Below are 22,177 nucleotides of genomic sequence, written 5' to 3'. Positions count from 1 at the left end.
TCAAACTCTTCAGTTTAAATTTGTCGCCACTCGAAAGTGACTAAAATCTAGCTCAAAGCAAAAACTGGAATACTTAACTGTTCGTAAGTACGAATAGTTCTATGAATTCACGAGTCACTTGCTTCGATAAGTCTTTACAACCTATCCCGGCAAGCGCCCACACGAATTGCATGGTCGATTTGTTAAAGAGCGTTGCTTGTGCTGCCGCTTGGCGGCCCGTTTCGTTACAAGCGAGGCGCATATTATAGAGCACCTCTTTTCGCTGTCAACGGTGTTTTCGATTTTCTTCGTTTCACCGTTGCCCCCGCTGAGCGGGGGCTCGCCGTCAGCGGCGAGGGACGGGCATTCTACCCAGCTGGCTCATGGTGTCAATCAGGTTGAACAAATTATCTTGCTTCACGCAGGTGGCGGACGCCTTCTCGAATTTGGACCTTTGTCGATAGAAAAGCGGTGGTTGTCGCACGGCCCCGACGATACACTAAACGCTGTTGTCCCGGTTAAGTAGAAGCAGAGCGGGTCCATGCCCCAACTCCACCGCCGGTGATGACGCACAGTTTTCGCATGGAGCGAATCACAGGCACAGGCTTATAGCTGTCTGGACGCCGCCGATTAGAGTAGCGCCTGCAGCTGCGACCCGGTCACCCTTAACACGCCGGGGCTTTCCCCGTCCCTCGTGGTTCTGCTCTGAACCCAGATGACGAGCAGGTGGCAGCCTTGAAAGAAACCGATGTGCAATCGCCCGACTACTATCACAAGGTGGTCAATTGTCAGTACGCGTGTCCCGCGCACACTCCCGTTCCCGAATACATTCGACTGATCGCTCAACGGCGCTATACCGATGCTTATCTAATCAACTGGGAATCCAATGTATTCCCGGGCATCCTGGGCCGCGTTTGTGACCGCCCCTGCGAGCCTGCCTGCCGGCGGGTACGGGTGGAGGAGACGCCCGTGGCCATCTGCCGGCTGAAACGGGCCGCAGCCGATAATAAAGGCGATATATCTCCTTATCTGCCCGAGGTGCCGTCAGCCAAAAACGGCAAGCGGGTCGCCCTTATCGGCGCCGGCCCCGCTTCACTCACCGTCGCTCGGGACCTGCTCCCCCAAGGGTACGAAGTGACCCTGTTTGATCGGGAGCACAAAGCCGGCGGGATGGTGCGCAGCCAGATTCCCGGGTTTCGACTGCCTGAATCGGTACTGGACGAAGAAGTAGACCGCATTCTCGATATGGGTGTGGATACCCGCTTTGGCCAAGACATCACTAGCCTCAAAGCCGTGCTGGACGAGGCCTTTGATGCCGTGTTTGTCGGTACCGGCGCCCCCTCTGGGCGCGATCTCGACCTCCCCGGGCGCGGCGAAGCGGGAGACAAAGTCCAGGTCGGCATCAACTGGCTCGCCGGCGTCGCGTTCGACCATATCAGCTCTGCCGACAAACGCGTGATCGTGCTCGGCGGCGGCAACACGGCCATGGACTGTTGTCGCACGGCCCTGCGCCTGGGGGGCAAGGACGTCAAAGTGGTAGTGCGTTCCAGTTACCAGGATATGAAAGCCTCCCCCTGGGAAAAGGACGACGCCCAGGCCGAAGGAGTTGAGTTCATCAACCACCGCGTTCCCAAGGAGTACGTGGTGGAGAACGGCAAGCTCACCGGCATGCGTTTCGAAGTGGTCAAATCGGTGTACGACGAGAACGGCCGCCGCAGCCTGGTGCCCACCGGTGACGATCCCGTCTTTATTCCCTGCGATCAGGTACTGGTGGCGATCGGCCAGGATGCGCAGTTCCCCTGGATCGAACGGGACCTGGGTATCGATTTCGACAAGTGGGATATGCCGGTGCTGGACAAGACCAGCCTGCAGTCAACCAACCCCAAGGTCTTTTTCGGCGGCGACGCGGCCTTTGGGCCCGAGAACATCATCACCGCCGTGGCCCACGGCCATCAGGCGGCGGTCTCCATTGACCTCTTCTGCCAGGGTCAGGACGCGGTCGCTGACCGCCCCGCCGAAACCTACAACCTGGTCAGCCAGAAGATGGGGGTACATGAATGGAGCTACCACAACACCATCTCCAATGAGTTGCGCCAGGCGGTTCCCCACATGGACCTGCGCAAGGCTCTGAAAGAGCCCAAAGCGGAGGTTGAGCTGGGCTTTGACGAGGAACTGGCGTTAGCCGAAGCCGCACGCTGCCTTAACTGCGACGTGCAGACCGTATTCAGCGCCAAGCGCTGTATTGAGTGCGATGCCTGCGTTGACATCTGCCCGATGGATTGCATCAACTTCACCCACAACGGCGAAGAAGAGGACCTGCGCTCCCGGCTGCGGGTACCGGCCATCGAGAGCGAGGACCCGCTCTATGTCTCCGCCGATCTCAAAACCGGCCAGGTGATGGTGAAAGACGAAGATGTCTGCCTGCACTGCGGGCTGTGTGCCGAGCGCTGCCCCACCGGCGCCTGGGACATGCAGAAATTCATCCTGAACCAAGCGCAGGGGGTCTAAACGATGCAAAAGATTCAATCCGTCAACGAGTTCGTGGTCCGCTTCGCCAACGTCAACGGGACCGGCTCGGCCAGCGCCAACCTGATGTTTGCCAAGGCGCTGTTCCGCATGGGACTGCCCGTCGCGCCGCGCAACGAATTCCCGTCAAACATTCAAGGCATGCCCACCTGGTACGAAGTCCGGGTCAGCGAGGCCGGACACCTTGGGCGTCGCGGCGGGGGCCCCGACCTCGTGGTGGCCATGAACTCCCAGAGTCTGGCCCGGGATATGCGCAGCCTGCTACCCGGCGGCTACTTTCTTTACGACTCCACCAAGCCGCTGGAACCGGAGATAGTGCGCGAAGATGTGAACCTGATCGGCATTCCCATCTCCGAAATCTGCCTGCGCGAATACGAGGATCCGCGTCAGCGCCAGCTGTTTAAGAACGTAATCTACGTGGGCGCCCTGGCAGCCCTGCTGGATATCGAGTTCGAGGTGCTCAAAGGGCTGGTGAAGGATCAGTTCAAAGGCAAGGAAAAGCTGATCATCCCAAATATTTACGCGCTGGAGCTGGGCCACCAGTACGCCTCCGTCAATTTCGACTGTCCCCTGGACATTCGGGTCAAGCGCAGCGACAAAGCCTGTGATCAGATCATGATCGACGGCAATACCGCCACGGCGCTGGGCGCCCTTTACGGCGGCGCCACCGTCTGCGGCTGGTATCCCATCACCCCCTCCACCTCGGTGGTGGAAAGCTTCATGAAGTACGCCGAGCGGCTGCGCATCAACCCCGCCAGCGGTAAAAAGAATTACGCCGCGGTGCAGGCCGAGGATGAGCTGGCCGCCATCGGTGTCGCCATTGGCGCCGCCTGGAACGGCGCCCGCGCCTTCACCGCCACCAGCGGCCCGGGCATCTCCCTGATGACCGAATTCCTGGGGCTGGCCTATTTTGCCGAGCTGCCCATCGTGCTGATCAACGTGCAACGGGCAGGCCCCTCCACCGGTATGCCCACCCGCACCCAGCAGCCCGACGTGCTGGCCTGCGCCTACGCCTCCCACGGTGATACCAAACACGTGCTGATGTTCCCCTCCGATCCCAAGGAGTGCTTCGAGCTGGGCGCCCAGGCGTTTGACCTGGCCGAACGGCTGCAAACACCGGTGATCCTGATGAGCGACCTGGACCTGGGCATGAACGACCACATCAGCGCCCCGCTGGCGTGGGACGATCAGACCCGTTACGACAGGGGCAAAGTACTGAACGCGGAAGAGCTGGACGAAGTCGAGCGGTTCGGCCGCTACCTGGACGTGGACGGGGACGGCATCTGCTACCGGACCTACCCGGGCACCCACCCCACCAAAGGCGCTTTCTTCACCCGGGGCACCTCCCGCGATCACTACGCCGTCTACAGTGAGCTAGGCGATATCTACGTCGACAACGTCGACCGGCTCAACCGCAAGTTTGAGACCGCGGCCAAGATCCTGCCCAAGGCCGAGATCCAGACAAGCAAACACGGCAAGAAGAAAAAGGTGGGGCTGATCCATTACGGCACCACCGCCGTCGCTGCCGACGAGGCCATTGAGTTACTTGAAGCGAAGGGCCTTGCCGTCGACAGCTGCCGCATTCGCGCCTTCCCCTTTGGCGAGGAGGTGGCGCAGTTCATCGAGGACCACGACCTCGTTTTCGTGGCCGAGCAGAACCGCGACGGACAAATGCGCACGCTTTTGATCAACGAGCTGGAAGTGAACCCCAAAGAACTGGTACCCGTGCTCCATTACGACGGCCTGCCGATTACCGCCCGCTTTATCAGCGAGCAGATCGAGACGCACCAGCAAGGCGAGCCCGCCAAGACATCAACCCTCAAAGTGGCCAGCAGGTAAATCATGAGTTATCAGAAATCCTCGTTCCGTCACCCCAGGCTGCCCGTCAACGACCTGGGCCTGACCCAGCAGGCCTACGAAGGCCCCCTTTCCACCCTGTGTGCCGGCTGCGGGCACGACTCCATCGGCGCGGCCATTATCCAGGCCTGCCATGAACTTTCGCTGCCGCCACACCGGATCGCCAAACTGTCAGGGATCGGCTGCTCATCCAAGGCCCCCACTTACTTTCTCAACAAAGCCCACGGTTTCAACTCGGTGCATGGGCGTATGCCCTCCATCGTGACCGGGGCCAACATGGCCAACAAGGAGCTGACCTACATCGGCATGTCGGGCGATGGGGATACCGCCGCCATCGGCATGGGGCAGTTTGCACACGTGGTGCGCCGGCGCCTCAATATGCTTTATCTGGTCGCCAACAACGGGGTCTACGGTCTCACCAAGGGACAGACCTCCGCCACCGCCGATCGCGGCTCGAAAAGCAAGAAAGGCGAAGACAACCTGCTGGAGGGCATCGACCTGGCGACCATGGCGATACAGCTGGGAGCCACCTTCGTCGCCCGCAGCTTTTCAGGCGACAAAAACGAGCTGGTGCCCCTGCTAAAGGCCGCCCTGAGCCACCGCGGGTTCGCCTTTATCGATATCATTTCTCCCTGCGTGACCTTCAATAATCACCCGGGCTCCACCAAAAGCTATGACTACGTGCGCGACCATATCGAAACCGCTTCGGTAAGCGACTTTGTGCCGGTGAAAGAGGAGATCACCTCCGCCTGCCCGGTCGGGGTGACCTGCCGGGATATCTGCCTGCATGATGGCTCCATCATCCGCCTGCAGCAGACGGGGGATGACTACGACCCGCAGAACCGCGCCGAAGCCATTTCGGCGGTGGAGCACCACAAGGCAAAGGGTGAAATTCTGACCGGCCTACTCTACGTCGATCCGTTCGCCGAGGACCTGCATGAAGTATTGGAGACCAGCGACACACCGTTGAACCAGCTGAACGAGCAGGCGCTGTGCCCGGGCAACGACGTGCTCCAGGTGATTAACGATAGCTTCCGCTGAAGCGAAGCGCGCCATCGCAACGAAAAAGGGGCCTTCGCGGCCCCTTTTTCGTTGCTGGCTTTTCATTCGCGCTAGGTGAAGCGAGGTGTAAGGACCGTACCCCAGAGAATGGCCGTAACCGCCAACATACCCACTAGCAGAATCATCCCCACCATCAAGATGGACGAGGCGAAAAAGAACCCCCTATCCTCGGGAATTTTCATCAGCACCGGCACCCCGGTATACAGGAGATAAATGGTATAGGCGAGGCCCGCCATCCCCACCAGCACGTTGAACCACAGCACCGGATACAACGCCGCTAGACCGGCCAGAAACATCGGTGTGGCGGTAAACGCGGTCAACACCATGCACTCATCGAAGCTGGACCGGGAGCCGTAGGTTTTCTCCATCCAGTGAATCAGCCAAGCCATCAGCCCCGCCCCCGCCAGCAAGGCAAAGTAAAAGGCGATGGCAATCGGCAAGGCGCTGCCGACGGTGAGTTTTACGAACTCATTCCCCACCGGACTCCAACCAACCTGGGTCGTCCCGATGAAGGCGGCCAAGGGCGGAATCGCGGCGAGAAACACCATGTGTGACCCGTAGCACTTGATGGCCGAGTAATGCTCCTCACGAATCAACTTCCACTCATCCCTGGGGTGAGAAAGCACTCCAAACATATGCTGCAAAATCATCGGTTGCCCCTCCGTTCGCGCTCTAGGACTCCCCCTTGGCGCAGGCTTATTGCACGCTCGGTCGGCGGGCGCATATCCCAGCTGACCGCTCTGGTATTACCCTAACTATAGCAGTGCGCGCCGAGCCCATCAGATACTGCTAAATAAAATCCGATAGTGATCCAGCAGCAGGAACAGGAACAAAAGCAGTATGTATTTGATGGAGAAAACAAAAGTTGCGATGGGGGCTTTGCTGTCGCTGGGGTCCCGAATACGGGCCAGCCAATAGAGAAAGCGAGCGTTGATGATCAGCACACCTACCAGGTAAAGCCAGCCGGCGCTGCCATAAAAAAACGGCAGCAGCGTAACCAGTATCTGCAGCCAGCCAAACACCGTAATTTGTTCGCGGGTCACCCTCTCGCCGTGGGTGACCGGCAGCATGGGCACGCCGGCCTGAGCGTACTCATCGCGCTTGTGCAAGCACAAAGCCCAGAAATGCGGAGGCGTCCAGACATAGACGATGGCCACCAGTAAAAGCGCTTGCGGCTCCACCTGTCCGGTAACGGCGACCCAGCCCAACAGCGGAGGGGCCGCCCCGGCCAAGCCGCCAATGACAATATTCTGGGGAGTAGCGCGCTTTAGCCAGTAGCTGTAAACCAGCGCATAGCCCACCAGGGCACCCAAGGTAAGCCAAGCCGTCAGGGGATTGACCCAGAAGGTCAGCACCAACACCCCGACCGTAGCCAATAGACAGGCAAACAACAGCACTTGCACTGGCGCCACCCGCCCCTCAGGCAACGGCCGTCGCTGGGTGCGCCGCATGCGGCCATCAATTCTTCGGTCAACCAGGTGGTTGAGCGCGGCCGCGGCGCTGGCCAGCAGGCCAATCCCCAGCATGGCCGCAGCAACCAGCCCCAGAGGCGGTAAGCTTGGCCGTGCCAACAACAACCCCACCAGCGCCGTCACCAGGAGCACGGAGACCACGCGCAATTTGCAAAGCGCCAACAGGTCCCGCCAACCGGGCCGCACCAACAGCGCACTTTTGAGTATCATCGCGCCGGCTCCCTCACCAGTCCGTCCCACACCCCAAGCCAGGCCGCCACCAACAGGACCGCACCCGCGTGATGGGCCAGCGCCAGAACCAGCGGCAGGCCCAACAACACGTTGAGCGCACCGAGCCCCCCTTGAACCAGCAGCGCCCCGAGCAGCCAGCGGCCACGCCGCTGCAAGAGGCCTGTGCCACAACGAATCAGCCAGTAAGCCAGACCGCCCAGCACCAGGAACGTCGCCAGAGCACCCAGCCGATGCCCCAGATGAATAGCCACGCGCGCGGCGTTATCCAACTGCCCCCCGAGGTAACTGGGGCCCACCGCCTGCAACAGGTTAAAGCCGCTGCGCCAGTCGACCGTCACATCTACCCCGCGATGGCACAGCGGAAGATCCGGACATGCCAGCGCCGCATAATTGGCACTGGTCCAGCCCCCCAGGGCAAGCTGGCAGAGCAGAACCACGCCGCCCAGCAGGGCCCAGGAGCGAACATAGGATGGCGGCGAAGATGCGCCCGGTATCGCCTGCTGGCGCCTGGTCTGCAGCCAGCTCAGCAGCAATACGCTGAATATGAGCCCCCCCCCGAGCAGGTGAAGCGTCACAACCTGCGGCCAGAGTTTGAGGGTGACGGTCCAGCGCCCGAAAGCCCCCTGAACCACCACCAGTGCGACCAGCATGGAAAGCGCCGTGGTCGGCACCTGGTAACGACCGCGCAGGCGCCAAGCCCAGATCGCCAGCCCCAGTACCAGCAATCCCAGCGAGGCGGCCATGTAACGATGCCCCATCTCGATCCACGCCTTGACCGGGTCCAACGGCTGGTCGGGAAAGTGCGACTGCAGCTGGGCTGGGTCTGTGGCCGGCAACACCCAGCGCCCGTAGCAGCCGGGCCAGTCTGGACACCCCAGGCCGGCATGGGAGAGGCGGGTGAAAGCTCCGGCAGACATCACCAAAAAGCTCAGCAGCAGCGCCAGCAAGAGCAGGCGGCTAAACTCCCGGGGCGCGGGCAGTTTCAAGAAAGCGCCTCGACAGAAAACGGCGAAGCCGTCGGGACAGGTTCAGGAACCGGCTGCAAGGCCAACCGTCCGGCCTGCTTCACCGCCGCCGGCAACAGCAGCGCCAGCAAGATCAGCACGGGCACCAAGCCCCAGCCGAACTCAGCCCAAAAGCCGTGAAATGGACGCTGGACCTTCCGGCGGCCGCGCAGAAGGAAAACCCAGCCTGCAAGGGAACCCACCCCGATCATCACCAGGCATAACCAGAAGAGCCCGGCCATCCCCACGCCGGTCACGCCCCGGCTCCCAAGACTCTAACGTTAACGCGCTGCAGCACATCCTGCCGACATTGGTCCCGTCTGATAGCCTGCCCTCCGGATCCCCCTTGCACACTGTTTTGGAGTATAGCAAGGGAGTTCGGAAGGACCGTGCCGGAGCTGTTCCTGTTCCAGGCACCGCTTTTTAAACGGTTTTTGGTACGAAGTGGGGGCGGCGGGATCGACTGCTGGCCACGGGGGCTACCCGGCCCGCGCAAGCGACACCGGGTGGGTAAGAATCAGGCGGCTTTGCGACGCCAGCGATTGAGGGCCAGCAGCGGGCCTGAGAGGGTGTAGGCCAGGAAGATGAGCCACAGCAACGTGGCCGGGTCGATGGAAATAACCCCAAAGACCAAAACCACCGCCAGCAGAACTACGAAGGGCACCTTGCCCTTGAAGTCGACGTCTTTGAAGCTGTGATAGTAAACGTTGCTGACCATCAGCAGGCCGGCCGCCGCCACCAGAAAGGCGGCGGGGTAGGCGTAATCCGCGGGGTCGACCTTAAACTCCGTTCCCACCCAGACCATGCCGGCAACCACCGCCGCAGCGGAGGGGCTGGGCAGCCCGATAAAAAACCGCTTGTCGACACTCCCGATCTGAGTATTGAAACGGGCCAGACGCAGGGCCGCACCGGCTACGTAAACAAAAGCGGCAAACCACCCCAGCTTATCCACCGACCCCAGCGTCCAGGAGAACGCCACCAGGGCTGGCGCCACGCCAAAAGAGACCATGTCGGCAAGGCTGTCATACTGGGCGCCGAATTCACTCTGGGTATTGGTCATGCGCGCCACGCGCCCATCCAGCCCATCGAGCACCATTGAGACGAAAATCGCGATAGCCGCCTTCTCAAACGCCCCGTTCATTCCGGCAATAATGGCGAAGAAACCCGAAAACAGTGCCGCCGAGGTGAAGAGGTTGGGCAGTAAGTAAATCCCTCGGCTGCGCTTTTTCTTGCCAGTGCTGGGATCCCTGCTTTCATCCTCAGGGGACAACGGTTCATTTGGCGGTAATTCAACCATGAGGCTTTAGCATCCCTAGCTGGAGAAAACGGTATGATAAATCGAATCCCGGGATACAGCCAATCGGGCACCCTGTGCGCAACAAAAAAGCCCGGCGAGAGCCGGGCAAGGGTTCAAGACAACGCTTGGGACACCAATGCTCTGCGGTAAACACAGAGCGAAGGGCCCATCACGCAGGGCGTACGCGATGGGCCCCTGGATCAGAGGCGGCCAGGATTAGAGCTTCTGCTCCAGCTCCGGCACCGCTTCGAAGAGATCCGCCACCAGACCATAGTCGGCCACCTGGAAGATCGGCGCCTCCTCGTCCTTGTTGATGGCGACGATGTACTTGGAGTCTTTCATACCGGCCAGGTGCTGAATCGCGCCTGAAATGCCTACGGCAATATAAAGCTCCGGGGCGACAATCTTGCCAGTCTGTCCCACCTGCATGTCGTTGGGTACAAAGCCGGCATCCACCGCCGCACGGGAAGCCCCCACAGCCGCCCCCAGCTTGTCGGCCAGTTTCTCCAGCAGAGCAAAGTTTTCACCGTTCCCCATGCCGCGCCCGCCGGAAACAATCACTTTAGCGGCAGTCAGCTCGGGCCGGTCCGATTTTGCCAGCTCCTCCTTCACGAACGAGGAAACCCCGGCGTCCGTCACCTTATCCAAAGACTCGACGCTGGCGCTACCCTCGGTAGCGGCGGCATCGAAGGCTGTGGCGCGTACCGTAATCACCTTGGTTGCATCGCCCGACCGCACCGTCGCGATAGCATTGCCCGCGTAGATGGGGCGCTGGAAGGTATCGGCACTCTCGACAGCGACGATATCCGAGATTTGGGCCACATCCAGCAGCGCAGCAACCCGAGGCATGAAATTCTTGCCGGTGGTGGTGGCTGAAGCCAGCACATGGCTGTAACCCGCGGCCAGATCCGCTACCAGCTGTCCCAGGTTCTCGGCCAGCTGATGCCCGTAGGCCGCGTCATCCGCTACCAGCACTTTGTTGACGCCGGCAATTTTTGCCGCCTCTTCGGCCACCGCGCCGCAGTTTTCACCCGCGACCAGTACATCAATCTCTCCACCGATCTGGGCGGCGGCGGTGACCGTGTTCAGGGTCGCCCCCTTGAGGGCGCTGTTGTCGTGTTCGGCAATTACCAGAATACTCATATCAAACCACCTTCGCCTCGTTCTTCAGTTTCTCCACCAGCTCGTCCACGCTGCTCACCATCACACCTGCCTGGCGCTCGGCCGGGGGCGCAACGTTGAGGACTTTGAGGCGCGGCGCCACGTCCACACCCAGGTCGGCGGGCGTCTTGGTTTCGAGCGGCTTGCGCTTGGCCTTCATGATGTTGGGCAAAGAGGCGTAACGCGGCTCATTCAGACGCAGGTCAGTGGTAACGATCGCCGGCAGATTCAGCGACAGGGTCTGCAGACCGCCGTCGATTTCACGGGTCACCTCAACCTTGCCTTCTCCCATACTGACCTCGGAGGCGAAAGTCCCCTGCGGCATACCGGTCAGCGCCCCGAGCATCTGCCCGGTCTGGTTGTTGTCCGAATCGATGGCCTGCTTGCCGAGGATCACCAGCCCCGGCTGCTCCTCTTCGACGATCTTCGCCAGGAGTTTCGCGACTGCCAGCGACTCCAGCTCTTCGTCGGTCTCGACCAGAATACCCCGGTCAGCCCCAAGGGCCATCGCGGTGCGAATCTGCTCCTGAGCGGCCTTGGGGCCCATGGAAACCACGACGATTTCCTCGGCCACCCCTTTCTCCTTGAGCCGAACCGCTTCCTCGACTGCTATCTCACAAAAAGGGTTCATCGCCATCTTGACGTTGGCGAGGTCAACTCCGCTCTGGTCACCCTTGACCCGAACCTTGACGTTGTAGTCAACGACTCGCTTAACAGCTACTAGAACCTTCATAGAGTCCCCGTCTTCTTGTTTTGAAAAAAAGAAGCGCCGGCGCGCTTCTTTGGTTGCTCGTCCCCCTACACACAACAGGAGAGACACGAATAAGTGATTTCCCTAGTAAACTACCAACGAAGATTATCAAATGCAATCCATTATTGAAATTAATTAGGGTTTTCCCTAGTATCTAGCCTCATCAACGCCCAACCGCCACCGAGACACCGGTGCGGTCCCGAAAACGACAAGACAAGAGGAGCAGGGTTGTGGAAAGAGAAGCGATGGAATTCGATGTCGTCATCGTCGGTGCAGGCCCCGCCGGCCTTTCGACCGCCTGCCGACTGATGCAGCAGGCTCAGGAAAAAGACCAGGAGATGATGGTCTGCGTAGTGGAGAAAGGATCGGAAGTGGGCGCTCACATTCTATCCGGTGCGGTCATTGAACCCCGGGCGCTGAATGAACTCTTCCCTGACTGGAAAGAAAAAGGCGCTCCCTTGAACACCCCTCTGAGCGATGACGAAATCTACCTGTTCAAGGATTCGGAAAACGCCCGCAAGCTTCCCAACGGTTTTGTGCCCAAAACCATGCACAACGAAGGCAACTACGTGGCGAGCGTCGGCAACCTGTGCCGCTGGCTTGCCGAGCAGGCCGAGAGCCTGGGGGTCGAAATTTTCCCTGGTTTTGCCGCCGCAGAAATTCTCTACCATGAAGATGGGTCGGTAAAAGGAGTCGCCACCGGCGACATGGGTGTTGGCGCCGATGGCGAGCCCAAGGACAGTTTCATGCCGGGCATGGAGCTGCATGCCAAGTACACCGTGTTCGCTGAAGGCTGCCGTGGCCACCTGGGCAAAGAACTGATGGCCAAATTCGAGCTGGACAAAGACGCCGATCCTCAGCATTACGGGATCGGTATCAAGGAGCTCTGGGATATCGACCCGGCCAAGCATAAGCCGGGCCTCGTGATCCACGGTGGCGGCTGGCCCCTGGACAAGGAGACCAGTGGCGGCTCCTTCCTTTACCACGCCGAAAACAACCAGGTAATGCTGGGACTGATTATCGACCTGAGCTACAGCAACCCGCACCTGAGCCCGTTCGATGAATTCCAGCGGATGAAGCACCACCCCGTGTTCAAGCAATATCTGGAAGGCGGCAAACGGGTCGCGTACGGCGCCCGCGCCATTACCAAAGGGGGGCTCAACGCCCTGCCCAGAATGCACTTCCCCGGCGGACTGCTGGTCGGTTGTGACGCAGGAACCCTCAACTTTGCCAAGATCAAGGGCACCCACACCGCAATGAAGAGCGGCATGGTGGCGGCGGACACCCTGTTTGAGGCACTCCAGGACGAGAACGCCGATAGCCGCGATCTAACTGCCTTCGGCGACGCCTTCAAGGCCTCCTGGGCCTGGGATGAGCTAAACCGCGCCCGAAACTTTGGTCCGGCGATGCACAAGTTCGGTACGTTGATGGGAGGCGCGTTCAACTACTTGGACCAGAACTGGTTCAAGGGCAAGCTGCCCTTCACGCTGCACGATAAAACCGCCGACTATGCGCAGATGAAGCCCGCCGCCGAGTGCGAGCCCATCGTCTATCCCAAGCCCGACGGGGTCATCAGCTTCGACAAGCTCTCTTCGGTGTTTATCTCCAACACCAACCACGAAGAGGACCAGCCCTGTCACCTCAAGCTCAAGAACCCGGACATTCCCCTGGAGCGCAACCTGCCCCTCTACGACGAACCGGCACAGCGCTTCTGTCCCGCGGGGGTCTACGAAGTGGTCGAGGACGAGAAGGGCAAACGATTCCAGATCAACGCCCAGAACTGCGTTCACTGCAAGACCTGCGACATCAAGGATCCGTCCCAGAACATCACCTGGGTCACCCCCGAGGGCGGCGGCGGTCCGAATTACCCCAACATGTAACCACCCCACTCCGGGCGGCAACCGACCGCCCGCATCCCGGCAGAGGCCCGCGTCATGCGGGCCTTTCTTATTTCTTCGCAAGCCCGCATCACCTGTTGCGGTAGTCAATGGACACAACAAACCGAATGCGATCACTATTGACAATCATTCTCATTCGCATAGAATACGGGGTATCACACTTCCGGAGAAAGCCATGTTTGTCTGTGTTTGCCGTGCCGTCACCACCCGCCAGATCCAGCAACAGGTAGCCCAAGGGTCCGACAGCCTGCGCGACCTCAGCGACAAGCTCGGGGTGGGCAGCGAATGTGGCCGCTGCTGCTCCAGCGCCAAACAGGTGATCCGCGAAAGCCGTCAGCAAAACCCTCAAACGCGCTGAGCCAACAGCCCTTCCTGCTTAGCTCCCTGCAAAGTGGAAGGTTTTGTACCTCCCGTCTAAGGTAATTAGACGCGAGGAGGTACATGATGAAAGATCACGCCAAAAGCGGCACCCTGCTCAACCGGGTGCTCACCACCGAACTCACCGGCATCAACCAGCATTTCCTCCATGCCCGCATGTGCCGCAACTGGGGTTACGGCGCGCTCAACGACAAGGCCTACCACCGCTCGATTGAAGAGATGAAAGACGCCGACGATCTGATCGAACGCGTTCTTTTCCTGGAAGGCCTTCCCAACCTGCAAAACTTGGGCAAGCTGAATATCGGCGAAGATCCCCAGGAGACACTAACCTGCGACCTGAAGCTGGAAGAACAGAAGATCGATCAGCTGCGCAAAGCCATGGCCCAATGCGAAGAACAGCAGGACTACGTATCCCGCAATCTGCTCGCGGGCCTGCTCGAGCACGCCGAGTCGCATCTGGACTGGCTCGAAACCCAGCTCCAGCTGATCAGCGCGGTCGGACTGGAAAACTACCTGCAATCGCAGATGTAACGTCTTTGAGGAGGGCTCATGAAAGGCGACCCCAAAGTTATCGACCAGCTCAACAAATTATTGGCCAACGAGCTGACCGCCATCGACCAGTATTTCATTCACTCGCGCATGTTTGCAGACTGGGGCTATGGCAAGCTGCACGAGCACATCAGCCATGAAGCGGCTCACGAGACCGAACATGCCAGCCGCCTGATCGAGCGCATGCTCCTTCTCGAGGCGACACCGAACATGACCCAGCGTGATCCGCTCAAGGTCGGCAGCCAGGTTGAGGAGATGCTGCGCAATGATCTGGACCTTGAGTACAAGGTTGTCGATGACCTGAAGGCGGCCATCGAGGTGTGTGAACAGCAGCACGACTATCAGAGCCGCCGCATTCTGGAGCAGCTCCTGGCCGATACCGAAGAGGATCATGCCTACTGGCTTGAGCAACAGCTGGGCCTGATCAAATCACTGGGCATTCAGAACTACCTTCAGTCCCAACAGTGAAACCGGCGCCGTTAGTTAGTGCGGCGCCTCATCCCGGTAGCGGTCGCGAATGGCAAAAAACTGCGCCTGATTCTCCAGCAGCAGGCCAACCAGGTGCGGGTCAAAGTGACGCCCTGCCTGCTCGCCCAGCAGCGCCAATATTCTCTCGTCCGGCCAAGGCTCTTTGTAACAGCGCCAGCTGCCCAACGCATCAAACACATCGGCCAGAGCGGTAATCCGACCAAATATGTGAATGTCTTCTCCCCGGTGGCCCGCAGGATAGCCGCTACCGTCCCAACGTTCATGGTGAGTCAAGGCAATGATGGCAGCCGCGTCCAGCAACGGATTACCCGACCCCCGAAGAATTTCATGCCCCAGCCGGGCGTGGGTCTTCATCACCTCCCACTCATCGGGGGCCAGCTTACCGGGGTTATTCAACACCGTGTCGGGGATACCCACCTTGCCAATGTCGTGCAGCGGCGACGCCTGCTTGAGCACATCTACCTGCTCCGGCGGCAAACCGGCCAGGTTACCGATCAGCTCGGCATAGAGCGCGACCCGCTTGACGTGGTAACCGGTCTCTTCGGAGCGCGTTTCGATCACCTCCCCCAGGCGGTAGATAATCTCCTTTTTGGACTCGCGCAGAACCTCGTTGAGACGGATATTCTCCAGGGCGACCACGATATTCTCGGTGAACAGATTCAACAGGTTGCGATCCATCTCGGAGAGGTTGTGCACCCCCTCTACAAAAAACAGCGTGGTCAGCCGCTCGTTGGCACAGTAAATCACCAAGCAGCCATTACGGAATACATTACTGCGGCTCTCCACCGCCTCGCGCACGATAGACTGCATCCGGTCCGGCAGCTGCGACACTTTGAGGGTTTCAACCCCCATTTCGTTGCCGTGGGAGGCGGCCAGCACTTTAAGCTGGGCGTCCTGTAACTGCAAAGCCAGTGAGTCATAGGTATAGATCGAAGAGCCATCCAGCCGCAGCAGCAACAGAAGCTGCTCCATCGCCCCCTCCACGAAGCCCTGAAAGGCCCGTTTTTCAAAGATGCCCTTTGAGGCGCGGATCACCTTCTCCAGCCCCTGCTTACTTTTTTCCAGGGTCACGATATCCCGGTAGGAACGCAGACTCGCATGCATAAGGGTAAAGAGCTTTTGCGAGGTCAGCTCGGTTTTCGCCTTGTAGTCGTTGATGTCGTACTCACGCACCACCTCCCGCTCAGGGGCCTGCCCCGGCTGGCCGGTACGCAGCACGATCCGGCTGGTATGATTTTGAAGATCACGACGAATAAAGCGCACCAGATCGAGACCGGCGCTCTCGGTTTCCATCACCACATCAAGCAAAATGACCGCCACCTCCGGCGTACTCTTCAGCAACGCCCGGGCTTCACGGGCAGAGTAAGCACTTAAGAACGCCAGCGGCCGACCGTCAAAGGAGAAGCGCTTCAGCGCCAGTTTGGTGACCTTATGCACCTCGCTTTCATCATCAATGATCAGCACTCGCCAGGGACTGCGGTGCACCTCGGCGGGAGCCGCCACCTCGTCCGAAAAAATCAGTTCGTCTTCCATCATCTACTACTCCGGGACCTGCTCGCACAGCCGGTAACTCCTCCCTGACGAGCCGGTCAAACGTACTTCGACGCCGACGTCCCTGAGTCGGCGGGCGGTTGGCGGTTTGACTCTGGTAATAGTAATAGAGGACACCCCATCCTGCCGACGGATGCCGCTTCCTCCAGCAACAGCCGTGCAAGTGCGGCCACACCCTAAGGTACTAGACAGCCCCCGAATAGGCATAAATAGCCGCACTTTGGCATCTAACTCAACCAGCCAGCAGAAAAGCACTTGGAAAACACAGCCATACTTGCCTGAGTCCTAGCGCCTCTGCTAATTTTCATTTTCATATCAGGGATTTTTATCTGTATTTCCTGCCAACAGGCCGCTTAATGCAAAGGCTGTTCACCCGCTTCCGCCAACACACTCGGCAAAACCGGCTTTCTTATCGGCTGCTCCTTTATATCGTCTTATGCAGCACCCTGCTGGCAGTCGTCAGCACGGGCGCACAGCTGTTCTGGGATTACCGCAAGGACGTGCGCAGCATCGAAAAGGGCATCGACTCCATTGAAGCCGGTTACCTGGACTCTTTGGCCTCCAGCCTCTGGAAGCTGGACAAGGACCAGATCACCATTCAGCTCGACGGCATCGTTAAGCTTCCAGATATCGAGTACGCCTCCATCACCGAGATCGTCGCGGGAAAGGAAGAGGCGGTGTTTTTAAGGGGCGACCCTGAAACAACCTATCCGATTACCGAGGCCTTCGACCTCTATTACCGGGAAACCCTGGTGGGCCGGCTGGCGGTAGGCGCAACCCTGGAGAATGTCTACGAGCGCCTGCTGCAGAGGTTTCTGGTCATTCTCGGCAGCCAAGCGATCAAGACCTTCCTGGTCTCGATCTGCATCCTGGTAATCGTCCACCTGCTAGTGGTCCGCCACCTGAACGGCCTGTCGCGCTACACCCAACGCCTGGACCTGGACAACCTGGATGAAGCCTTGACCCTTGAAGGTCGCCCTCAGGACACCGAAGCCCCCGACGCCATCGACCAGCTGGTGGAGACCCTCAACCTTATGCGAAACAATATTCGCAGTCAGCTGGCCGCCAAAAAGCAGGCGCAACAAGCACTTGAAGACCTAAACGAAGAGCTCGAGCAGCGGGTGAAGTACCGTACCGCCACCCTCAAACACACCAATGAGCGACTCAGTTCGGTCATCGAGGAGTTGAAAAGCACCAAGGACCGGCTGGTCGAATCGGAAAAGATGGCAGCCCTGGGGGAGCTGGTCGCCGGGGTGGCCCATGAGCTCAACACCCCGGTGGGCAACGGTATCACCATGGCCAGCCACCTCAGTGACAACATCGAGGCGCTCGAAAGCGCCCTTGCCCTGCCTCGCTCCGCAGACAGCGCTCAGTTGCAAGAGATCACCGAAGAAATTCGCGAAGCGAGCGAGCTTATCCACAGCAACCTGGAGCACACTGCCGAGCTGGTCAACACCTTTAAGCAGATCACCACCGACCAGGGCGGAGAGGTATCGGAGCGCTTTAAAGTCTGTGACGCCCTTAGCCAGGCCACCGGTGCCTTTGGGCAGGAGATGTCGGAACGCGGCTGCACCCTCTCCCTTGAGTGCGAGCCGGCCTTGGCGCTGGTCAGCTACCCCAACAGTCTCCAACTGGTGCTGCGCAACCTGATCAGCAACTCATTGGTACATGGCTTTGAGCGCCGGGGAGGTCATATTCGAATTGCCGCCACCCGGGAAAGCGAGCAATTGAAGATCGTCTACGAAGACGACGGCGAGGGGATTCCCGAACCCATCCGCCATCGCATTTTCGACCCCTTTGTCACCACCAAGCGCAGCCAAGGCAGCACAGGGCTTGGGACCCACATCATTTACAACCTTGTAAACAACCAGTTGGGCGGCAGCATCGAGTGCGAAAGCGAGCGCGGTCAGGGCACCCGCTTCACCCTCCGGCTGCCGCTGGCGCTCCATGCCGAGGTGGACGACTCGGACGACGATCTCTGGTAGGTCCGCTACAGGGGTTCGAGGTGATCCACCACCAGTTGCAGACTGGTTTTACCCCGGAACTGATTGATATCCAGACGGTAGGCCAGCCTGGCCCGGTCGGCGCTGCTGGGCCAGACGTCCAAGTCCACGTTGAAGGCGATGGCATCGAGGCAGAAACCGGTTCCCGGCAGCTGCACCACCAGCTTGAGGTGGCGCTGGCCCACGATGCGCTGTTGCAGCAGCTCAAAGCAACCGTCAAAGCGGGGCTCCGGAAACTGCTGTCCCCAGGGGCCGGCGTTGCGCAAGAGCACGGCCATTTCCAGGGTCAGCTCCTCGCGCTTCAGCTCCCCGTCGGATTCCAGCCGGGCCTCCAATGCAGCCGCATCGAGGTGGCGTCGCGCTTCGGCATCAAAGGCCTGGCGAAAGGTTTCCAGCTGATCCCGGTGCAGGGTCATCCCAGCGGCCATGGCGTGACCGCCGAACTTGCTAAGCACCTCCGGGTGGCGCGCGGCGACGGCATCCAGGGCGTCGCGAATATGCAGCCCGGGGATGGAGCGGGCAGAGCCCTTGATCTGCCCCCTGCCGGCATCGGCAAAGGCGATTACCGGCCGATGGAGCCGCTCCTTGATCCGCGAGGCGAGAATGCCGATCACCCCCTCGTGCCAGCTCTCGTCAAACAGGCAAACGCCGTAAGGCAGTTCGCCTTGGTCATCCAGGGACATCGCTTCCAGCGCCGCCAGCGCCTGCTGCTGCATGTCCTGCTCGATCTCGCGGCGCTGCCGGTTCAGGGCGTCAAGTTCGGTGGCGGCCCGTCGCGCTTCGTCCGGATCGTCGGTCAAGAGGCAACGGATACCGATGGCCATGTCTTCGAGCCGCCCGGCGGCGTTGAGCCGGGGCCCCACCGCAAAGCCCAGGTCCGCGGCCACCAGTTGGGCCGGGTTGCGCCCGGCCACTTCCAGCAAGGCCAGCAGGCCTGGGCGGGCACGACGGGCCCGGATTCGGCGCAGCCCCTGCTCGACCAGGGCGCGGTTGTTCTGGTCCAGCGCCACCACGTCCGCCACCGTTCCCAAGGCCACCAGGTCCAGGAAGTCGGCCATGTTGGGCATGGGTATGCCCTGGTCGGCGAACCAGCCCCGCGCCTCCAGCCAGCGCCGCAGGGCGCTCATGACGTAGAAGATCACCCCCACACCGCAGGTGTGCTTGCTGGGAAAGTTGCAATCGGCGCGGTTGGGATTAACCAACGCCTGGGCCGCGGGCAGCTCTTCCCCGGGTAAGTGGTGGTCGGTGACCACCACCCGCATGCCGGCCTCCCGGGCAGCCGCGACGCCGTCAATACTGGAGATGCCGTTGTCGACGGTAATCAGCAAATGGGGGTGCTGCTGTGCGGCCACGGCGACGATTTCCCGGCTCAGACCGTAGCCGTACTCGAAGCGGTTAGGGACCAGAAAATCCACCCAGGCAGCCCCCATGGCGCGCAGGGCCAGCACCGCGAGCGCGCTACTGGTAGCCCCGTCGCAGTCGAAATCCCCCACCACCAGGATGCGCTCGCCACCAACCACGCTGGCGCCGATCTCCTCGACGGCCCGATCGATGTCTTGCAGGCAATGGTAGGGGTGCAAAACTTTTAACGAGCGGTCCAGCTCTTCGGGACGGCGGATGCCTCGGCTGCTGTAGATGCGTTGTAGCAACGGGGGCAGGTCGGTACCGGAAAGGGCACCGGAATCCCCGGCGGGGCGGCGGACGATACGTTTATTCATAGGGCTTGGGAAACAGGGTTGGCGTTTTTCCGCTCAGCCGGTAGGCAAACAGCCCCAGCCATTCGTGCAGGCCGCTGAGCAGATCTTCTAGGTTACCGCTCAGGTCAAAGTGCCAGCTCAACTCGTTCAGCGGCGTCGAAAGGTAACCAACGGGGTAGGGAATCACCTGCCACCCCTGCTGCCGGAAGCTCCCCACTGCCCGGGGCATATGGAAGGCGGAGGTCACCAGCAACCAGTGACCCTGGGTATCCGCCAGGGGGCGGCTGAAGCGGGCGTTTTCATAGGTATTTCGGGACTCTCGCTCGAAAGTCACCCCCTCTGTCCGCCGGATTTTGTCGAGGTAGCGTTCCACGGCGTCGGCACCGCGGGCGCCGGGCTCACGGGGGTCGCCGCTGCCGCTGGTGTAGATAAAAGGCAGCTGTGGGTAGGCCTCTTTCAACGCCAACAGGGCCAGGATGCGCTCACCATGCTGGTTGACTTGCAGCGAGCCCCAGCGTTGGCTGGCCGCCGCCCGCTCTGCCCCCCCGAGCACGATGACGCCCGCGGGGGGCTCATCCAATAGTGGCTTCGAAAAGCGGGTTTCAAGGGGATAGAGCAGCAGCTGGCCCAAGGGCATCACGGCCAGCAACCAGAGCACGGCAACCCCGCCCACCAGCAGCCCCCGCCCGCGGCGCTGAACACCGCCCCCCAGCGGCGCCCGGCTGCGCCAGAGCCCCAGGGTAAGGCAGAGCAGCAGCAGGTGGTCCGGGCGTGCCAGGCTCCAGAACAGCTTGGATAAGAAAAAGAAGAGAGTATCCATGAACGTCGGCAGCCGCCCACGGGCGGCTGCGATCGATCAGCTCAGGCGCTCGGCGATATAGGCCTGCACCTTGGCCAGGTCCTTGGGCAACACCGCGAAGCGCTCTTCACGCTCGAACAGGTCCTGCAGGTGGTGCGGCAGCTGCGGTGACTCGCAGCCGGCCTTGACCACCGGCTCCGGGAACTTGACCGGGTGAGCCGTGGCCAGGGCCACCATGGGGGTACTGGCGTCGCGACGGCAGACCTGCGCCGCTTTTACCCCGATGGCGGTGTGGGGGTCCAGCAGCTCTTCGGTCCGCTCGAACATGCCGGCGATGACCTGCACGCAACCCTCGTCATCGAGACGGTAGCTGTCAAACAACTCCCGCGCCTTGGCCAGGCGGGCGGGTTCAAGCGCGGCGTCATCGCTGCCGAGCTGCGCCATCAAGGCCGCGGTGGCATCGCCATCACGGTCGTAGAGATCGAACAGCAGGCGCTCGAAGTTACTGGAGACCATGATGTCCATGCTCGGCGACAGCGTGTGCACCAGTTCCTGCTTGGAGTAGTCGTTGGCGCTGATGCAGCGGTGCAGAATGTCGTTGACGTTGGTGGCCACCACCAGCTGCTTCACCGGCAGCCCCATCTGGCGGGCCAGGTAACCGGCGAAAATATCGCCGAAGTTGCCGGTCGGCACCGAGAAGCTCACCTCCCGGTGCGGGCCGCCCAGGGAGATGGCCGCGTGGAAGTAGTAAACGATCTGGGCCATGATCCGCGCCCAGTTGATGGAGTTGACCGCCACCAGCCGGCGCCCGTTAAGAAAGCCCTGGTCGGCAAAGCTCTGCTTAACCATCTGCTGACAGTCGTCGAAGTTGCCCTCGACCGCCAGGTTGTGAATGTTGTCACCGATGATGGTGGTCATCTGCTTGCGCTGCACGTCCGAGACCCGGTTATGGGGGTGCAGGATGAAGATGTCCACGTTGTGGCAGCGCTTGCAGCCCTCAATGGCCGCCGAGCCGGTGTCGCCGGAAGTCGCGCCCATGATGACCACCCGCTCCTGGCGCTTGTCCAGCACGTAATCGAGCAGGCGCCCCAGCAGCTGCAGGGCGAAATCCTTGAACGCTAGGGTCGGGCCCTGGAACAGCTCCAGCAGCCAGAGGTTGGGCTCCAGCTGCTTCAGGGGCGCCACCGCATCGTGGGCAAAAACGCGGTCACCGCCGCTGACCCCGTAGGTCTCGTCGATGATGGCGTCCAGGTCGGCCTGAGGAATGGTATCGGCCACGAAGGGGGCGATGATTTTCTTGGCCAGATCGGCGTAGGAGAGCCCCGCCCAGGAGGCGATCTCCTCTTTTGAAAACTGCGGCAACGTTTCGGGGACGTAGAGTCCGCCGTCGCTGGCCAGCCCGGCCAGCAGCACGTCTTCGAAATTGAGGGCCGGGGCCTGGCCGCGGGTACTGATATATTTCATCGTTAACTT

Annotated in this window: 19 protein-coding genes; 8 read left to right on the top strand and 11 right to left on the bottom strand. The window is 60.6% G+C overall.

Annotated features, from left to right (window positions below):
- Nucleotides 1-714 precede the first annotated feature (714 nt).
- The 3 genes from JGZ97_RS15875 to JGZ97_RS15865 are packed head-to-tail and all read left to right on the top strand — an operon-like array spanning nt 715 to nt 5,403.
- The gene (locus tag JGZ97_RS15875; protein WP_207063677.1) at nt 715-2,487 is read left to right on the top strand and encodes an FAD-dependent oxidoreductase; all 1,773 of its coding nucleotides are present in this window, start codon (nt 715-717) and stop codon (nt 2,485-2,487) included.
- A gap of 3 nt (nt 2,488-2,490) precedes the next feature.
- Entirely contained in the window at nt 2,491-4,344 is a 1,854-nt protein-coding gene (locus JGZ97_RS15870; protein WP_207063676.1) for a 2-oxoacid:acceptor oxidoreductase subunit alpha, read from the top strand.
- Between the two features lie 3 nt (nt 4,345-4,347).
- Nucleotides 4,348-5,403, top strand: coding sequence for a 2-oxoacid:ferredoxin oxidoreductase subunit beta (locus JGZ97_RS15865; protein WP_207063675.1), 1,056 nt, complete (start codon nt 4,348-4,350; stop codon nt 5,401-5,403).
- A gap of 71 nt (nt 5,404-5,474) precedes the next feature.
- On the opposite strand, the gene JGZ97_RS15860 is transcribed toward JGZ97_RS15865, so the two are convergent.
- The 7 genes from JGZ97_RS15860 to JGZ97_RS15830 form a co-directional block, all read right to left on the bottom strand.
- A complete protein-coding gene (locus tag JGZ97_RS15860; protein WP_207063674.1) occupies nt 5,475-6,074 on the bottom strand; it encodes a Yip1 family protein in 600 nt (199 codons plus the stop codon).
- Nucleotides 6,075-6,203: 129 nt separating this feature from the next.
- Nucleotides 6,204-7,106 carry a heme o synthase gene (cyoE, locus tag JGZ97_RS15855; RefSeq protein ID WP_207063673.1) on the bottom strand — a complete coding sequence of 301 codons (903 nt, stop codon included), beginning with the start codon at nt 7,104-7,106 and terminating at the stop codon, nt 6,204-6,206.
- Nucleotides 7,103-8,113 carry a heme A synthase gene (locus JGZ97_RS15850; protein WP_207063672.1) on the bottom strand — a complete coding sequence of 337 codons (1,011 nt, stop codon included), beginning with the start codon at nt 8,111-8,113 and terminating at the stop codon, nt 7,103-7,105. Before JGZ97_RS15850 ends, cyoE begins: the two co-directional genes overlap by 4 nt.
- Nucleotides 8,110-8,388, bottom strand: coding sequence for a hypothetical protein (locus tag JGZ97_RS15845; RefSeq protein WP_207063671.1), 279 nt, complete (start codon nt 8,386-8,388; stop codon nt 8,110-8,112). Before JGZ97_RS15845 ends, JGZ97_RS15850 begins: the two co-directional genes overlap by 4 nt.
- Nucleotides 8,389-8,648: 260 nt before the next feature.
- On the bottom strand, nt 8,649-9,428 hold the full coding sequence (pssA, locus tag JGZ97_RS15840; protein WP_207063670.1) for a CDP-diacylglycerol--serine O-phosphatidyltransferase: 780 nt from the start codon (nt 9,426-9,428) through the stop codon (nt 8,649-8,651).
- Between the two features lie 216 nt (nt 9,429-9,644).
- The gene (locus tag JGZ97_RS15835) at nt 9,645-10,571 is read right to left on the bottom strand and encodes an electron transfer flavoprotein subunit alpha/FixB family protein (RefSeq protein WP_207063669.1); all 927 of its coding nucleotides are present in this window, start codon (nt 10,569-10,571) and stop codon (nt 9,645-9,647) included.
- A gap of 1 nt (nt 10,572) precedes the next feature.
- On the bottom strand, nt 10,573-11,322 hold the full coding sequence (locus JGZ97_RS15830) for an electron transfer flavoprotein subunit beta/FixA family protein (protein WP_207063668.1): 750 nt from the start codon (nt 11,320-11,322) through the stop codon (nt 10,573-10,575).
- A gap of 263 nt (nt 11,323-11,585) precedes the next feature.
- Between JGZ97_RS15830 and JGZ97_RS15825 the strand changes: the two genes are divergently transcribed.
- The 4 genes from JGZ97_RS15825 to bfr (JGZ97_RS15810) all read left to right on the top strand — a co-directional run bounded on the left by JGZ97_RS15825 (nt 11,586) and on the right by bfr (JGZ97_RS15810) (nt 14,633).
- Entirely contained in the window at nt 11,586-13,220 is a 1,635-nt protein-coding gene (locus tag JGZ97_RS15825; RefSeq protein ID WP_207063667.1) for an electron transfer flavoprotein-ubiquinone oxidoreductase, read from the top strand.
- Between the two features lie 193 nt (nt 13,221-13,413).
- Nucleotides 13,414-13,596 carry a (2Fe-2S)-binding protein gene (locus tag JGZ97_RS15820; RefSeq protein WP_207063666.1) on the top strand — a complete coding sequence of 61 codons (183 nt, stop codon included), beginning with the start codon at nt 13,414-13,416 and terminating at the stop codon, nt 13,594-13,596.
- An 86-nt stretch (nt 13,597-13,682) separates the two neighbouring features.
- A complete protein-coding gene (bfr, locus tag JGZ97_RS15815; protein WP_207063665.1) occupies nt 13,683-14,147 on the top strand; it encodes a bacterioferritin in 465 nt (154 codons plus the stop codon).
- An 18-nt stretch (nt 14,148-14,165) separates the two neighbouring features.
- On the top strand, nt 14,166-14,633 hold the full coding sequence (gene bfr, locus JGZ97_RS15810; RefSeq protein WP_207063664.1) for a bacterioferritin: 468 nt from the start codon (nt 14,166-14,168) through the stop codon (nt 14,631-14,633).
- Between the two features lie 15 nt (nt 14,634-14,648).
- On the opposite strand, the gene JGZ97_RS15805 is transcribed toward bfr (JGZ97_RS15810), so the two are convergent.
- Nucleotides 14,649-16,190, bottom strand: a complete 1,542-nt coding sequence (locus JGZ97_RS15805) for a DUF3369 domain-containing protein (protein WP_207063663.1) — start codon at nt 16,188-16,190, stop codon at nt 14,649-14,651.
- 371 nt (nt 16,191-16,561) lie between these two features.
- On the opposite strand from JGZ97_RS15805, the gene JGZ97_RS15800 reads away from it, so the two are divergent.
- Entirely contained in the window at nt 16,562-18,190 is a 1,629-nt protein-coding gene (locus tag JGZ97_RS15800; protein ID WP_207063662.1) for an ATP-binding protein, read from the top strand.
- 5 nt (nt 18,191-18,195) lie between these two features.
- Here JGZ97_RS15800 and recJ read toward each other — a convergent pair whose 3' ends face one another.
- Genes recJ through thrC form a run of 3 tightly spaced genes read right to left on the bottom strand, consistent with a single transcriptional unit; the run spans nt 18,196 to nt 22,168 of the window.
- On the bottom strand, nt 18,196-19,926 hold the full coding sequence (gene recJ, locus JGZ97_RS15795) for a single-stranded-DNA-specific exonuclease RecJ (protein WP_207063661.1): 1,731 nt from the start codon (nt 19,924-19,926) through the stop codon (nt 18,196-18,198).
- On the bottom strand, nt 19,919-20,725 hold the full coding sequence (locus JGZ97_RS15790; RefSeq protein ID WP_207063660.1) for a YdcF family protein: 807 nt from the start codon (nt 20,723-20,725) through the stop codon (nt 19,919-19,921). The genes recJ and JGZ97_RS15790 overlap by 8 nt, the downstream gene beginning before the upstream one ends.
- A 36-nt stretch (nt 20,726-20,761) precedes the next feature.
- Complete coding sequence (gene thrC, locus JGZ97_RS15785) at nt 20,762-22,168, bottom strand: threonine synthase (RefSeq protein WP_207063659.1); 1,407 nt, start codon at nt 22,166-22,168, stop codon at nt 20,762-20,764.
- Between the last annotated feature and the right edge of the window lie 9 nt (nt 22,169-22,177).

Origin of the sequence: Motiliproteus sp. SC1-56 (genome assembly GCF_017309075.1) — a bacterium.
Taxonomy (GTDB): Bacteria; Pseudomonadota; Gammaproteobacteria; order Pseudomonadales; family Balneatricaceae; genus Motiliproteus.
The sequence above is the reverse complement of the archived record's forward strand: the minus strand, read 5'-3'. Positions and strand labels throughout refer to the sequence as shown.